Here is a 13,579-nt window from a genome sequence, read left to right on the forward strand (position 1 = left end):
CGCCGCGACGGCTCGTCTAGAGTCTGGCCATGACCAAGTGGGAATACATGACGGCGCCCCTGCTGGTGCACGCCACCAAGCAGATCCTGGACAACTTCGGCGAGGACGGCTGGGAGCTCGTCCAGGTCGTGCCCGGCCCGAACCCGGAGCAGCTGGTGGCCTACTTCAAGCGGGAGAAGAACGCATGAGCAAGGTCGAGGAGAAGCTCGCCGGGCTGGGCCTGACCCTGCCTCCGGTGGCCGCCCCGGTCGCCGCCTACGTGCCGGCCGTGGAGTCCGGCGAGCTCGTGTTCACCTCCGGCCAGCTCCCGGTCGTCGGCGGCAAGCTGCCGACCACGGGCAAGGTCGGCGCCGAGGTCTCCCCGGAGGAGGCCAAGGAGCTCGCGCAGATCTGCGCGCTGAACGCCCTGGCCGCCGTGAAGTCGGTGATCGGCGACCTCGACCGGATCGAGCGGGTCGTCAAGGTCGTCGGCTTCGTCGCCGCCGCCCCCGACTTCATCGCCGTCCCGGCCGTCGTCAACGGTGCCAGCGAGCTGCTCGGCCAGGTGCTGGGCGACGCCGGCGTGCACGCCCGCAGCGCCGTCGGCGTCGCGGTGCTGCCGCTGGACGCCCCGGTCGAGGTCGAACTCGTGGTGCGCGTCAAGGCCGCCTGAGCCTGATCGCGGAGGCGGGGCCGGACACCTTCCGGCCCCGCCTCCGTGTGACCGGAGGGTGTCCGATCGATCGGTGAGCCTGGCGGGAATCGTCGGACACGCCCTAGCATCCGGGCATGGACCATCGAGCGACGACGCTCCCGATGCCGCCCGGCTGGCCCGCCCGGATCCGGGCGGTCGAATCCGGCGCGGTGACCCCGCCGGTGCCCAAGGCCGCCGCGACGGTCGTGCTGCTGCGCGACGCCGCCGACGGGCCCGAGGCCTACCTGCTGCGCAGGCGCACCTCGATGGCCTTCGCGGCCGGGATGTACGCCTACCCGGGCGGCGGGGTGGACCCGCGGGACGCCGAGGTCGAGCCGGGCTGGGCCGGACCGGCTCCCGAGGAGTGGGCCCGGCGGCTCGGGCTGGACGCCCGGACGGCGCGGGCGGTGGTCTGCGCGGCGGTCCGCGAGACCTTCGAGGAAGCCGGCGTGCTGCTGGCCGGCCCCGACTCCGACAGCATCGCCGCACCGCGCGACTGGTCCGCCGAGCGGGCCGCGCTGGAAGCGCACGAGCTGTCCTTCGCCGAGTTCCTCCGTGACCACGGCCTGGTGCTGCGCAGCGACCTGCTGGGCGGCTGGGCCCGCTGGATCACCCCGGAGTTCGAGGAACGGCGTTACGACACCTGGTTCTTCGTCGCCGCGCTGCCGGCCGGCCAGCGCGCGGCCCTGGAGGTCGGCGAGGCCGACCGGGTCGCCTGGCTGACCCCGGCCGAAGCGGTGCGGGGCTACCGGGAGGGCCGGTTCGGCATGCTGCCGCCGACCGTGACGGTGCTGCGCGAGCTGTCCTCGGCGCGGACCGCGGCCGAGGCGCTGGCCGCGTCGGCCGACCGTCCGCTGGCGCCGGTCCTGGGCCGGGCCGAGGTCCGCGGCGACCGGCTGACGGTCCGCTGGCCCGGTCACGAGGAGTTGACCATCGACGGGGAGTTCCCGGAGGGCTCCTGACCGTTCCACCCACCGGGACCATCCGTACGACCCGCAGGACCCGTGGGGGCCGCGAGGCCCGTACGACCGCGCGAGCCCGTGTTCCCGCACGACGTGACCGACCCGTACCGACGCAGAGAAAGGACCGACGCCCGATGACCCACAACGACGTGGCTCGCCGGACGGCGCCAGAGATGCCCGCCCGCCGCCTGACTCCCCGTACCCCCGCCTGTGACAGCCAGGTCCCGTTCGTCGAGGTGGCGCAGCGCGCCCTCGCCCGGGCGCTGCCGCTGCGGGCCCTGCAGCGAGACGGCGGAGGCGGCCGGTGAGCGGACTCCTGCCGGGCGACCCCGCCGCCGTCGTCGGCGGCGAGGCCACCCCCCGGGCGCTGTGCGTGCTGGCACCGAACCCGTCGCCGATGACGCTGGACGGCACCAACACCTGGCTGCTCTCCGAGCCCGGCTCGGACCTCGCGGTGGTGATCGACCCGGGCCCGTTGCACGAGGGCCACCTGCGCCGGGTGATCGACCTCGCGGAGGAGCGGGGCAAGCGGGTCGTGCTGACCCTGCTCACCCACGGCCACCCCGACCACTCCGAGGGCGCGGCCCGCTTCGCCGAGCTGACCGGCACCGAGGTGCGGGCCCTGGACCCGGCGCACCGGCTGGGCTCGGAGGGCCTGGTGGGCGGCCAGCGCCTGGACGTCGGCGGCCTGGACCTGCGGGTGGTGGGCACCCCGGGGCACACCTCGGACTCGCTGACCTTCCACCTGCCGGACGACGGCGCGGTGCTCACCGGTGACACCGTGCTCGGCCGCGGCACCACGATGGTCGCGCACCCCGACGGCCGGCTCGGCGACTACCTGGACTCGCTGCGCCGGCTGCACACCATGGCCTCGCACCACGGCGTGCGGACCGTGCTGCCGGGCCACGGCCCGGTGCTCGCGGACGCGCTCGGCGCCGTCGACTACTACCTGGCCCACCGGGCGGCCCGGCTCGCTCAGGTGGAGACGGCGGTCGAGACGGGCTGCCGGACCGCGCCCGAGGTGGTGGCCAGGGTCTACGCCGACGTGGACCGGGCGCTCTGGCCGGCCGCCGAGCTGTCGGTGCGGGCCCAGCTGGAATACCTGGAGGAGCACGGGCTGATCCCCGAGCTCGACTGACCGCGAACGCGGAAGGGCCCGTCCGGATCGGACGGGCCCTTCCGCGTTCGCGGGCGTCAGCGCGAGCGGCGCGACAGCCGCTCGACGTCCAGCAGGACCACCGCGCGGGCCTCCAGCTTCAGCCAGCCGCGGCCGGCGAAGTCGGCGAGCGCCTTGTTGACCGTCTCGCGGGAGGCGCCGACCAGCTGGGCCAGCTCCTCCTGGGTGAGGTCGTGGGCGACGTGGATGCCCTCCTCGGACTGCACGCCGAACCGGCGGGAGAGGTCCAGCAGGGCCTTGGCGACGCGGCCGGGCACGTCGGAGAAGACCAGGTCGGACATCACGTCGTTGGTGCGGCGCAGTCGGCGGGCGATGGCCCGCAGCAGCGCGATGGAGACCTCGGGGCGGGCGTGCAGCCAGGGCTGGAGGTCGCCGTGGCCGAGGCCCAGCAGCTTGACCTCGGTCAGCGCGCTGGCCGTCGCGGTGCGCGGGCCCGGGTCGAACAGCGACAGTTCGCCGATCATCTCGCTGGGGCCGAGCACGGCCAGCATGTTCTCGCGGCCGTCCGGCGAGGCGCGGTGCAGCTTGACCTTGCCCTCCGCCACGACGTACAGCCGGTCGCCCGGGTCGCCCTCGTGGAACAGCGATTCCCCACGGGCGAGGGTGACCTCGGTCATGGAAGCGCGCAGCTCGCCGGCCTGTTCGTCGTCGAGTGCCGCGAAGAGTGCGGCGCGCCGCAGAACGTCGTCCACGTGCTTCCTCCTTCTCGGCCGTACGGCGGGTGGGCCGTCCGGCGCAAGTTCCGTTCAGTGTTCTGCGTCACCAAGCATGGCGCATGTCGCTCCGATCATATGAGGAGGGGGTGTGCCGAGGTGTGCGGTGCGGGGCCATTCGTACCGGCCGGTTACCGGGCGGAGCCGGTGCCGGGAGCCTGTGTTCGAATCCCTGTGCGATTTGACCGAACGGGCGGTCGCCCCGCGGCACCGGCCGTGCGTCAGGCGTAGAACGCCACCAGTTCCGGCGCCAGCACCTCGGCCACCACCTCGTGGGTCTGGCCGTCCAGCGTCCGGTGCTCGGCGCCGGGCACGGCCGCCGCCACCGCGCGGGCCGGGGCCCGCAGCATCTCCGGGCTGTCGCCGCCGTCCAGGGACAGGGTCGGTACGGCGACGGTGGCCAGCAGGTCGACCGGGACGGCCGAGTCGGTCCGGTCGCCGAGTGCCGCCGCGTCGTAGGCCAGGGTCGGTGCGACCGCCTCGAACAGCGACCACCCGGGCGCGCCGCGCATCCCCTCCACCGCCTCCGCCGGCGCCCCGGCGTAGACCATGAGGGCCGCGACGGCGTCCCCGCGGCGCCCCTCGGCGAGCGCCGCCGTCAGCTCGGCGACGTACTCGCGGAAGCGCTCGCTCTGTGCCTCCTCGGTACTGAACGGCGGCTCGTAGACGGCGAGCCGGGCGATGCCGATGTCCGTGGCGGCGGCCCGCAGGGCGAGCGCGGCGCCGGCGGAGTGGGCGAAGACGCGGGCCGAGCCGCCCGCCGCCGTGATGACGGCGGCCAGGTCCTCGATCTCGCGCTCCACCGCGAAGGACCCGTTGTCCCCGCTGTCGCCGCGCCCGCGCCGGTCGTAGGTCCACACGGTGTGGTGCGCCGCCAGCTGCTCGGCGATCGCGGCGCTCGGCCCCACGCCGCGGTGGCACAGCGCGCCGTCGACCAGGACGACGGCCGGGCCGGAGCCGGTCACGGAGCAGGCGAGGACGGTGCCGTCGGTGGAGACCACGGTGCTCATCGGGTGTTCCTTCGGTCGTGCGAGTCGGTCATGGGGACGGACCGGGGTTCGCCGCGCGACTCATCGGTCCGGCGGCAATCTACTGTCCGGGGCCGGGTGCGCGCGGGGAGTCCGAGAGGATATGTTTTACAGGTAAATTACCTGCTAATCTTTTTGTATGGTCACAACCGCCCAGTTTCGTCAGGCAGTTCGGGTCGGTCCGGCCGGAGACGGCTGGCACAAGCCCGCGCTCAGCGCCGTGGTCACCCTGGGCGCGCTCAACCTCACCCTGTTCGGCCTCGGCCGGCTCGACCTCGCCCTCTACACCTCGGCCGGCGGCCTGGGCGCGCTCTACGGGCATGGCCTGCCCTACCGGGCCCGGGCCCGGACGCTGGCCGGCGTGCTGCTCGGCACCGTGCTCAGCACCGCCGCCGCCCTCACCGCCGCCGCGCTGACCCGGGACGCCGCCGTCCTGGTCGCGGTGGCGGCGGCGCTCGCCGCCCTGCACAAGCTGCTCTGCGACGCCGCCAGGGTCGGCCCGCCCGGCAGCCTGATCATCACCTTCACCTCCGCCAGCTGCGCCTTCGTCCCGCAGCGGCTCGCCGAAGTCCCGCCGCACCTGGCACTCACCGTGCTCGGCGCCGCCCTGGCCTGGCTGGTCTGCATGGCCCTGGCCCTGGTGCGCCCGTACGGGCCGGAGCGGATCACCACCGCCCGCGCGCTGGAGGCCGCCGCCCGGCTGCTGCGGACCGGGCCCGGCGCGCCGGACGCCGCCGCCCGTACCGCCCTGGTCGGCGCGGTCGAGGCGGCCTGGCGGAGCCTCGCGCTCTCCGCCCCGGCCCGGCGGCGCGCCCTCGGCGACGCGCCCGAGCGGCTGCTGGTGCGCGCGGAGGCCGCACTGGCCGGACCGGCCCGGCCCGAGGACGCCGCGCGGTACCTCGGCTGGGCCCGCGACCTGCGGCGCGGCCGCCCGCTGCCCTCGCCGGACCTCACCGAGGCGGAGGCCGCCGAGCCGGCCGCCCGCCGCCCCGGCCCCCGGCCACCGCTCCGGCGGGCGCTGCGGCCCGGGTCGGCGCTGCTGCCGATCGCGCTGCGCGTCGCGGTCGGCTGCGCCGCCGCCGGGTGGCTCTCGCTGGCGCTCGGCGTCGGCCGGCCGTACTGGGCGGTGGTCACCGCGGCCTCGGTGTTCCAGGCCAACAGCACGCTGTCCTGGCAGCGCGCCCTGCAGCGGGTGCTGGGCAACCTGCTCGGCCTGCTGCTGTTCACCGCCGCGCTGCCCCTCGCGCACTCGGGCCCGGCGGCGCTGATCGGGCTCGGGCTGGTCTGCCAGTTCGGCGCGGAGGCGACGATCGCCCGCAGCTACTGGCTGGCGACGGTCTTCGTGACCCCGCTGGCGCTGCTGATGACGGAGTTCGCGGGCCCGCAGCCGGCCGGGGCGCTGGTCGCCGACCGCTGGCTGGACACCTGCGTCGGCGCGCTCACCGGCCTCGCGGCCTGCCTGCTGGTCACCAACCGCCGCACCGCCGCCCGACTGGCCCGCGCCCTGGCCGGAGCCGAGGCCGCCGGACAGCGGGCGCTGGCCGCCGTCCGAGCCGACCAGGCCGCGAGCGCCCCGGAGGAGCGCGTCGCCCGTACCGGCCTCGCCACCGCCCTGCTGGAACTGCGCGAGGCCACCGACACCGCCGCCGGTGAGTGGCGCCGCCCCGACCTCCCGCACCAGCGCGCCACCGCCACCGAGCAGCGGGCCCACCACCTGCTGGCCGCCCTGCTGGAACGCCGCGGCCGCGGCCGCCTTCCGGACCCGGCCGGGCCCCTGCCGGACACGGCCTAGGATCGAAGCCGATCGGCAGGCCGCAGAACGGGAGCAGCACGCGTGGAGGACGTCGTCGCAGGTGTGCTGCGCCAGTGGGAACGGGCCTACCCGGGGCTGGACACCGGCCCGATCGCCGTCCTCGGCCGGATCAACCGCTGCGCCGCGCTGCTCCAGCAGACCCCCGACCCGCTCACCCGGGCCGGCCTCACCCGCGCCGAGTTCGACATCCTCGGCGCCCTGCTCCGCCTCGACCGCGAGCTGACCCCCACCCAGCTGGCCCGGGAGAGCTTCGCCTCCGGCGCCGCCGTCACCAAGCGGCTGCGGCTGCTGGAGGAGCGTGGCCTGGTCAGCCGCCGCACCGACGACCGGGACCGCAGGGTCGCCCACCTCGCGCTCACCGAGCAGGGCCGGACGCTGGTGGACGGACTGATCCAGGAACTCGTCGCCTACGACCGCGCCCTGCTGGCCGGCCTCACCCCTGCCGAGCAGGACCGGCTCGCCGAGGCCCTCAGCGGGCTGCTGAACAGCCTCGAGGGGACGATCGGCCGCACCCTGGGCTGAGCCGCCGGGGGGTGACGAGGCGTCAGCGCCGCTGCCCCGGCGCCGGCGGTGCCCGGGCGTCCTTGCCGGGGAGACCGAGCGCGCGGGCGGCGAACGCGGCGCGCAGGCGGGCGCGGCGCACCAGTCCGGTGTGACCGGCCTCCGGGACGGCGACGAGCTCCACGTCCTCCTCGTACGCGAGGAGGGCCGTAGGAGGGCCGTCAACGCGCCGCGCACCGTGCCCGGGCCCTCCGGCGGCAGGGCCCTGATCCTCCGCGCCCTCCCCCTCACAGGTGACGGCCGCGGGCGGAGTTCATCGGACAACAGGCCTTGCCAGGGCCGGTTTCCGTGCTTGATCGGCCACGAGCGGTCCGCCGGTCGGCGTAGCCTTCGTGCATGGCAGAGAGCAAGGTCCGGAAGGCCGCGGCGAAGAAGCCGGTGGCGAAGAAGGCGGCGGTGAAGCCGAGGAAGCCGGAATCGCACCTGGCGATGGTGCGTCGGGCCCGGAGGATCAACCGCGAACTGGCGGAGCTGTACCCGTACGCGCATCCGGAGCTGGACTTCGAGAACCCCTTCCAGCTGCTGGTGGCCACCGTGCTGTCGGCGCAGACCACCGACCTGCGGGTGAACCAGACCACCCCGGCGCTGTTCGCGAAGTACCCGACGCCGGAGGACATGGCGGCGGCGAACCCGGAGGAGCTGGAGGAGATCATCCGCCCGACCGGCTTCTTCAGGAACAAGGCGAAGTCGCTGCTGGGCCTCTCGATAGCGCTGCGCGACGAGTTCGGCGGCGAGGTCCCGGGCCGCCTGGCCGACCTGGTGACCCTGCCGGGCGTCGGCCGCAAGACCGCCAACGTCGTCCTCGGCAACGCCTTCGGTGTTCCCGGCATCACCGTGGACACCCACTTCGGGCGGCTGGCCCGACGGTTCGGCTGGACCACCGAGGAGGACCCGGTGAAGGTCGAGGCGGCCGTCGCCGAGATCTTCCCGAAGTCGGAGTGGACGATGCTCTCGCACCGGGTGGTCTTCCACGGCCGCCGGATCTGCCACTCCCAGAAGCCCGCCTGCGGCGCGTGCCCGATCGCGCCGCTCTGCCCCTCGTACGGCGAGGGGGAGACCGACCCGGAGAAGGCACGCAAACTGTTGAAGTACGAGATGGGCGGCCAGCCCGGGCAGCGGCTGCGGCCGCCGGCCGACTTCCCCGGTGAGGCGGCCGCCCGCGCGGACGCCGCCGTCCACCAGGGACGGGTCGCGGACCTGGCGGTGGACGCGTGAGCGGGCGGTGCGGGCACCCCGGGCCGGAAGCCGGGGGAGTCGCGCGGGGCATCGAGCCGGACGGGCTGCCGGCCTGGCTGGAGCCGGTCCGGGTGGCGGCCGAGCGGGTGCTGCCGGAGCAGCTGAGCCGCTTCCTGCCGCCGGCCGAGGGCGGCCGTCCGGCGGCCGTGCTGATGCTGTTCGGCGAGGGGCCCCAGGGGCCGGACCTGCTGTTGATCGAGCGGGCCCGTTCGCTGCGCTCGCACGCCGGGCAGCCGTCCTTCCCGGGCGGTGTGCTGGACCCGGAGGACGGCGATCCGAACGGCCCGGGCCCGATCGCGGCGGCGCTGCGCGAGGCCTGGGAGGAGACCGGCCTGGACCCGGCCGGGGTGCAGGTGTTCGCGGAGCTGCCCCGGCTGTACATCCCGGTGAGCAGCTTCGTGGTGACCCCGGTGCTCGGCTGGTGGCGCGAGGAGACGCCGGTGCGCCCGGTGGACACGGCCGAGACCGGCGCGGTGTTCCGGGTCCCCATCACGGAGCTGGCCGACCCGGCGAACCGGGTGCGGCTGCGCCAGCCGTCCGGGCACCTCGGCCCGGCCTTCTCGGTCGCCGGGCGGCTGGTCTGGGGCTTCACCGCCGGGGTGATCGACCGGGTGCTGCACCACAGCGGCCTGGAGCTGCCCTGGGACCCGTCCCGGATCGTCGACCTCCCGGACGACGCGCTGGCGCTGGTCCGGGGCGACCTCGAACACTCCCGGGTGCTGCCGGGCGGCGACGCCGACGCTTCGTGACCGGCCGTCGGCGCGTCCGGCGCGCGGACCGTGGGAGGGTGTCCGAGTGAACGTCCTGGATGTGCTGCTGATCGCCGCGGCCGTGGCATTCGCCGTGTCGGGCTACCGGCAGGGCTTCGTGGTCGGCGTGCTCTCGCTGGTCGGCTTCCTCGGCGGCGGCCTGCTCGCCGTCGAGCTGCTGCCGCTGCTGGTGCTCGACCACATCGGCCCCGGCACGACGGCCTCGGTGGTGGCGGTCGTGGTGGTGATCGTCCTCGCCGCGATCGGCCAGGCGATCACCGCGCACTACGGCTGGAAGCTGCGCGGGCACATCGGGCGGCGCCCGGCCAGGGTGCTGGACGCGAGCGGCGGCGCGGTCGTGAACGTCGTCTCGATGCTGCTGGTGGCCTGGCTGATCGGCTCGGCGCTGGCCGGGGCGTCCCTCCCGACGGTCTCCCGGCAGGTCCGCTCCTCGGCGGTCCTCGGCGGGGTGCAGAACGCGCTGCCCGACGACGCGCCGAACTGGTTCTCGGACTTCTCCAAGGTGCTCGCCCGCAACGGCTTCCCGCAGGTCTTCAACCCCTTCGAGCACGAGCCGATCACCCAGGTCGACAGCCCCGACCCCGCGCTGGCCGCCAGCCCGGCGGTGGCGCGGGCCCGGCAGAGCCTGGTCAAGGTGGTCGGCACCGCGACCTCCTGCGGCAAGACCCTCGAGGGCAGCGGCTTCGTCTTCGCCCCGCACCGGGTGATGACCAACGCCCACGTGGTCGGCGGGGTCAACGAGCCGACCGTGCAGATCGGCGGCGTCGGGCAGCTGTACGACGCGACGGTGGTCCGCTACGACTGGCAGCGCGACATCGCCGTCCTGGACGTGCCCAAGCTGAACGCGCCCGCGCTGGCCTTCGCGGGCGAGGCGAAGACCAACGACAGCGCGATCGTGGCGGGCTTCCCGGAGAACGGCGCCTTCAACGTCCAGCCGGCCCGCATCCGCGGCCGGATCCAGGCCAACGGCCCGGACATCTACCACCGCGGGCAGGTGGTCCGCGACGTCTACTCGGTGCGCTCGGTGGTCCGGCAGGGCAACAGCGGCGGCCCGCTGCTCACCCCGGACGGCGAGGTGTACGGCGTGGTCTTCGCCAAGTCCCTGGACAGCGCGGACACCGGCTACGTGCTGACCGCGTCCGAGGTGCGCGAGGACGTCGAGCAGGGCGGCGCCGCGACCGCCCGGGTGGACACCCAGGGCTGCGCGCTCTGACCGGGCGGGGGCCGGGAGGGCGCGGGAGCGGCTCCGGGAGCGGTCGGGGAAGGTGCGGGCCCGGCTCCGGGAGCGGTCGGGGAGGGTGCGGGAGCAGCCGGCGGGCGCGCCGGGCCGGACCGTCCGATATCCGTCGCTCCGTCAGGTGGCCCTGGTAGCGTCGGCCGCGCTCACCCGTTCGGCTCAACCGGGCGCCGTCCCGGTGTGGGCCGACGGGAGGGACCGGCAGTCCGATGATGGGTCATTCGCACGCGGTGAGCGGGGCGATGCTGTACGCCGCCTCGGCCCCTTTCCTGCCCCCGCTGCTGCTGCACACCACGCTGCAGCCGGCGGACATACTGATGGGTACGGTGCTGTGCGCGGGCGCGGCCCTGCTGCCCGACCTCGACCACCACGACGGCTCGATCGCCAACTTCCTCGGGCCGGTCTCCAAGGTGCTCTGCCGCTTCGTGGCCTGGATCTCCGGCGGCCACCGGCACGCCACCCACTCGCTGCTGTTCGTCGGGCTGATGGGCGGCGGCACCTGGGCCGGGGTCACCTACCTGGGCCGCAACTTCACCCTCGGGATGACCTTCTTCCTGCTGGCGCTCGCGATCCGGGCCCTGCGGCTCTGCCCGCCGGGCGACGGCCCGGAGGCGTGGATCACCGTCATCGGTCTGGCCGCGCTCGGCACCTTCGGGATGAACACCTGGATGCCCAACTCGCCCGGCTGGCTGCCGTACGCGGTGGCACTGGGCACGCTGGCGCACCTGCTCGGCGACTGCCTGACCAAGAAGGGCGCGCCGCTGCTCTGGCCGCACAAGGAGCGCTACGAGGTCGTGCTGATCAAGCGCAGCGGCAACAGCGTCGAGACCAAGGTGCTGGTGCCGATCATGTCGGTGGCGACCTTCGTCCTGCTCTGGTTCACCGCGCTGTCGCCGACGATCGTCAACTGAACGGGGTGCCGGGCGGGGCGCTCGGCCTGTGGGCGGCCGGTGTGTGGCCCGGTGTGGGCGGCCCGGCGTTTGTGGCCGGTGCGTTCGGCCGGTGCAGGTGGCCGGTGCGTTCGGCCGGTGGACGGATGCGGCGCGAGGCCTCAGGTCTCGCGCCGCAGTCGTGCGCCCACCCAGCGGGCGCGCCGGCCGAGGATGCGGGGGATGCCGAGCTGCCGCCGCTCCGAGCGCTGACGGCCGTCGGGGCCGTCGAAGCCGAGGTCGTCCGCCCGATCGGGGCGGTGGGCGGAGCGCTGGGGGCTGTTGTGACGTCGGCCGCGCGGGGCGCCGCCGCTTTCGGGCATCCAACTCATACCGGAATGGATGCCCCTGGGTCGGTGGAGGTAACCGCCCGGGCTTCGCCGAAATTGGCCTATGCGGTTGTCATATGAGCGACAAGATAAGGGAGTTGGGGCCAATGGCCCTTCCGCCCGACCGTACGTACGTGTCGGTCCCCGTGCCGGGCGTTGCGCCGGGCCCCGTGCCGGGCCCGCGCGGGTCACTCCTTGTGGCGGCCGACCCAGTCCAGCAGCTCGGCGGTGAACTCCTCCGGCGCCTCCTCGTGCGGGAAGTGCCCGACCCCCGGCAGCAGCCGCCAGCGGTACGGCGCCGCGACGTACTCGCCGCCGCCGAGCGCGGTGTGCGACAGCAGCACCGGGTCCGCCGCGCCCTGGACGTGCAGGGTCGGCGCGGTGATCGGCTTCTTCATCCGCCGGGCGAACTGGATGCCGTCCGGCCGGGCCATCGAGCGCAGCAGCCAGCGGTACGGCTCGATCGAGCAGTGCGCGGTGCTGGGAATCTGGATCGCCTGCCGGTACGCGTGCACCGCGGCCTCGTCCAGGCCGTTCGGGCCGGTCCAGGACGTCAGGTAGCGGCCGACCAGCTCGGCGTCGTCGGCCACCAGACGGCGTTCGGGTATCCACGGCCGCTGGAAGCCCAGCACGTGCTCGAAGGCGGCGAACTGTCGGCGGTCGGTCAGCAGTGCCCGGCGCAGGTCCCTCGGGTGCGCGGCGGAGACCACGGTGAGGCTCTGGATGACGGACGGTCGCATCACCGCCGCCACCCAGGCCAGGGTGCCGCCGGCCGCGTGCCCGACCAGGTGGGCCCGGCGCTCGCCGAGCGAGCGGATCACCCCGGTGATGTCCAGGGCGAGGTTGCCCGGGTCGTACCCGCGCGGGGTGCGGTCGCTGCCGCCGATGCCGCGCAGGTCGAGCGCCACCGCGCGGTAGCCGGCCTCGGCGAGCGCGGTCAGCTGGTGCCGCCAGGCCCACCAGTACTCGGGCCAGCCGTGCACCAGCAGCACCAGCGGGCCGGAGCCCAGCTCGGCGATGTGGAAGCGGGCGCCGTTGGCCGCGAGGTCGCGGTGCGTCCACGGGCCGGGCTGCCGGATGCTCCAGGCCTCGGCGTCGTTCGCCGGGGACCCGGCGGATGCCGCCGCGCGGGGCTCCCGGTCGGGCTCCCGCGCGGGTGCCAGGCCGGTGCCCTCGGGGCCGGTGCCCTCGGGGGCGGCGCCGGGCTCGTCGGGGCCGACGGAGCCCCCGGGGGTGAGTCCGGCGCCGGAGTCGGGGCCGGAGTCGGCGGACGGCTGCGCGGGCACGGGCTTCTGGTCAAGCGGCATACCGAGAGCGTGTCACATCCGCGGGCCCGACACGTGCCCGGCACTCGCTGTCGGCGGGTTCGGCGCCTTCGGTGCTTGTTGATGCGGGGCCGCTGGGGCCACTGGGGCCGTCGGGGCCGCCGGGGCCCCCGGCCGCCTCGGCGGGCCCGGGGCGTCCGGGGCGTCCGGTGTGCCGGTGCGCGCTGTACCGGTGCGTCGGTGGGCCTGGTGTGTCGGTAGGCCGGGCCGGTTACGGGATGCGGCCGAAGGCCCGGTCGATCTCCTCCTGGGTGGCCGGGCGCGGCCGGGCGTTCTTCAGCACGTCGGCGGTCTTCTGGGCGCCCTCGATGGTGCGGACCGGCTTCTCGATCTTCTTGAACGAGCGCCAGGCCAGCATCCCGAGCAGCACCGCGAGCAGCAGGTAGGCGCCCGCCACGACCAGGAACGACCAGCCCAGCGACAGGCCCAGCGCGTGGATGCCGAAGGCCGCCGCGGCGCTCAGCATCGGGATGGAGAACAGTGCCACCACGCCGGCGACGATCAGCGAGACGCCGCCGGAGACGCCGCGCTTGACGTCCGCCCGGATCTCGGCCTTGGCGAGCGCGATCTCGTCGTGGACCAGCGCGGACAGGTCGGCGGTGGCCGCCGCGAACAGCTGCCCCACCGAACGCTCGCCCTCGTAGGGCGCCCGGCCGTTGCTGGACGGGTCTGCGGCTCCTGTGGGCATCAGCTGTTCTCCTCTGCGGCTGTGCGGCGTGACGCCGCCGCGGGTAGCGGTTCCGGGGCCGGTGGGGGGTCCCGGAGGCGTCTGTGGGTTGTCGACAGCTCAGAATCATGCCCCTACCGGTCAGTCGGACACCACTCC

Annotated in this window: 17 protein-coding genes; 11 read left to right on the forward strand and 6 right to left on the reverse strand. The window is 74.9% G+C overall.

The genetic code is table 11. The features are described from left to right. Window positions 1-29 precede the first annotated feature (29 nt). The 5 genes from ACGF0D_RS07430 to ACGF0D_RS07450 all read left to right on the forward strand — a co-directional run bounded on the left by ACGF0D_RS07430 (window position 30) and on the right by ACGF0D_RS07450 (window position 2,773). Window positions 30-188: a DUF4177 domain-containing protein gene (locus ACGF0D_RS07430; RefSeq protein ID WP_094743074.1), complete on the forward strand. Its 159-nt coding sequence runs from the start codon at window positions 30-32 to the stop codon at window positions 186-188. Then, the gene (locus ACGF0D_RS07435) at window positions 185-652 is read left to right on the forward strand and encodes a RidA family protein (RefSeq protein WP_392868252.1); all 468 of its coding nucleotides are present in this window, start codon (window positions 185-187) and stop codon (window positions 650-652) included. The genes ACGF0D_RS07430 and ACGF0D_RS07435 overlap by 4 nt, the downstream gene beginning before the upstream one ends. 116 nt (window positions 653-768) lie before the next feature. Beyond that, window positions 769-1,635, forward strand: a complete 867-nt coding sequence (locus ACGF0D_RS07440) for an NUDIX hydrolase (RefSeq protein WP_392914269.1) — start codon at window positions 769-771, stop codon at window positions 1,633-1,635. A gap of 134 nt (window positions 1,636-1,769) precedes the next feature. Then, on the forward strand, window positions 1,770-1,943 hold the full coding sequence (locus tag ACGF0D_RS07445) for a hypothetical protein (RefSeq protein WP_392868249.1): 174 nt from the start codon (window positions 1,770-1,772) through the stop codon (window positions 1,941-1,943). Beyond that, window positions 1,940-2,773, forward strand: a complete 834-nt coding sequence (locus ACGF0D_RS07450; protein ID WP_392914270.1) for an MBL fold metallo-hydrolase — start codon at window positions 1,940-1,942, stop codon at window positions 2,771-2,773. The genes ACGF0D_RS07445 and ACGF0D_RS07450 overlap by 4 nt, the downstream gene beginning before the upstream one ends. 56 nt (window positions 2,774-2,829) lie before the next feature. Here the strand turns inward: ACGF0D_RS07450 and ACGF0D_RS07455 are convergent, their stop codons facing one another. Both ACGF0D_RS07455 and ACGF0D_RS07460 read right to left on the reverse strand, forming a co-directional pair. Further along, entirely contained in the window at window positions 2,830-3,504 is a 675-nt protein-coding gene (locus ACGF0D_RS07455; RefSeq protein ID WP_030288117.1) for a Crp/Fnr family transcriptional regulator, read from the reverse strand. 242 nt (window positions 3,505-3,746) lie between these two features. After that, window positions 3,747-4,535: an alpha/beta fold hydrolase gene (locus ACGF0D_RS07460; RefSeq protein WP_392914271.1), complete on the reverse strand. Its 789-nt coding sequence runs from the start codon at window positions 4,533-4,535 to the stop codon at window positions 3,747-3,749. A gap of 157 nt (window positions 4,536-4,692) precedes the next feature. Between ACGF0D_RS07460 and ACGF0D_RS07465 the strand changes: the two genes are divergently transcribed. Continuing rightward, window positions 4,693-6,345 (forward strand): FUSC family protein, encoded by a 1,653-nt coding sequence (locus tag ACGF0D_RS07465; RefSeq protein WP_392914272.1) that lies wholly within the window; start codon window positions 4,693-4,695, stop codon window positions 6,343-6,345. Window positions 6,346-6,387: 42 nt separating this feature from the next. Beyond that, window positions 6,388-6,888: a MarR family winged helix-turn-helix transcriptional regulator gene (locus ACGF0D_RS07470; protein ID WP_392914273.1), complete on the forward strand. Its 501-nt coding sequence runs from the start codon at window positions 6,388-6,390 to the stop codon at window positions 6,886-6,888. A 22-nt stretch (window positions 6,889-6,910) separates the two neighbouring features. Here ACGF0D_RS07470 and ACGF0D_RS07475 read toward each other — a convergent pair whose 3' ends face one another. Then, the gene (locus ACGF0D_RS07475) at window positions 6,911-7,051 is read right to left on the reverse strand and encodes a hypothetical protein (protein ID WP_392914274.1); all 141 of its coding nucleotides are present in this window, start codon (window positions 7,049-7,051) and stop codon (window positions 6,911-6,913) included. A gap of 212 nt (window positions 7,052-7,263) precedes the next feature. Here ACGF0D_RS07475 and nth point away from each other — a divergent pair, with 212 nt between their 5' ends. The 4 genes from nth to ACGF0D_RS07495 all read left to right on the forward strand — a co-directional run bounded on the left by nth (window position 7,264) and on the right by ACGF0D_RS07495 (window position 11,081). Then, on the forward strand, window positions 7,264-8,142 hold the full coding sequence (gene nth, locus ACGF0D_RS07480; protein WP_392868237.1) for an endonuclease III: 879 nt from the start codon (window positions 7,264-7,266) through the stop codon (window positions 8,140-8,142). After that, on the forward strand, window positions 8,139-8,912 hold the full coding sequence (locus tag ACGF0D_RS07485; protein WP_392914275.1) for an NUDIX hydrolase: 774 nt from the start codon (window positions 8,139-8,141) through the stop codon (window positions 8,910-8,912). Before nth ends, ACGF0D_RS07485 begins: the two co-directional genes overlap by 4 nt. A gap of 46 nt (window positions 8,913-8,958) precedes the next feature. Continuing rightward, window positions 8,959-10,146 carry a MarP family serine protease gene (locus tag ACGF0D_RS07490; RefSeq protein WP_392914276.1) on the forward strand — a complete coding sequence of 396 codons (1,188 nt, stop codon included), beginning with the start codon at window positions 8,959-8,961 and terminating at the stop codon, window positions 10,144-10,146. A 233-nt stretch (window positions 10,147-10,379) separates the two neighbouring features. After that, a complete protein-coding gene (locus tag ACGF0D_RS07495; protein WP_392868230.1) occupies window positions 10,380-11,081 on the forward strand; it encodes a metal-dependent hydrolase in 702 nt (233 codons plus the stop codon). Between the two features lie 140 nt (window positions 11,082-11,221). Here ACGF0D_RS07495 and ACGF0D_RS07500 read toward each other — a convergent pair whose 3' ends face one another. The 3 genes from ACGF0D_RS07500 to ACGF0D_RS07510 form a co-directional block, all read right to left on the reverse strand. Beyond that, complete coding sequence (locus tag ACGF0D_RS07500) at window positions 11,222-11,431, reverse strand: hypothetical protein (protein ID WP_392868227.1); 210 nt, start codon at window positions 11,429-11,431, stop codon at window positions 11,222-11,224. Window positions 11,432-11,616: 185 nt separating this feature from the next. After that, window positions 11,617-12,735 (reverse strand): alpha/beta fold hydrolase, encoded by a 1,119-nt coding sequence (locus ACGF0D_RS07505; RefSeq protein ID WP_392914277.1) that lies wholly within the window; start codon window positions 12,733-12,735, stop codon window positions 11,617-11,619. Window positions 12,736-12,964: 229 nt separating this feature from the next. Then, window positions 12,965-13,441: a phage holin family protein gene (locus ACGF0D_RS07510; RefSeq protein WP_392868223.1), complete on the reverse strand. Its 477-nt coding sequence runs from the start codon at window positions 13,439-13,441 to the stop codon at window positions 12,965-12,967. Between the last annotated feature and the right edge of the window lie 138 nt (window positions 13,442-13,579).

The organism is Kitasatospora sp. NPDC048298 (genome assembly GCF_043201465.1).
Classification (GTDB): Bacteria; Actinomycetota; Actinomycetes; order Streptomycetales; family Streptomycetaceae; genus Kitasatospora.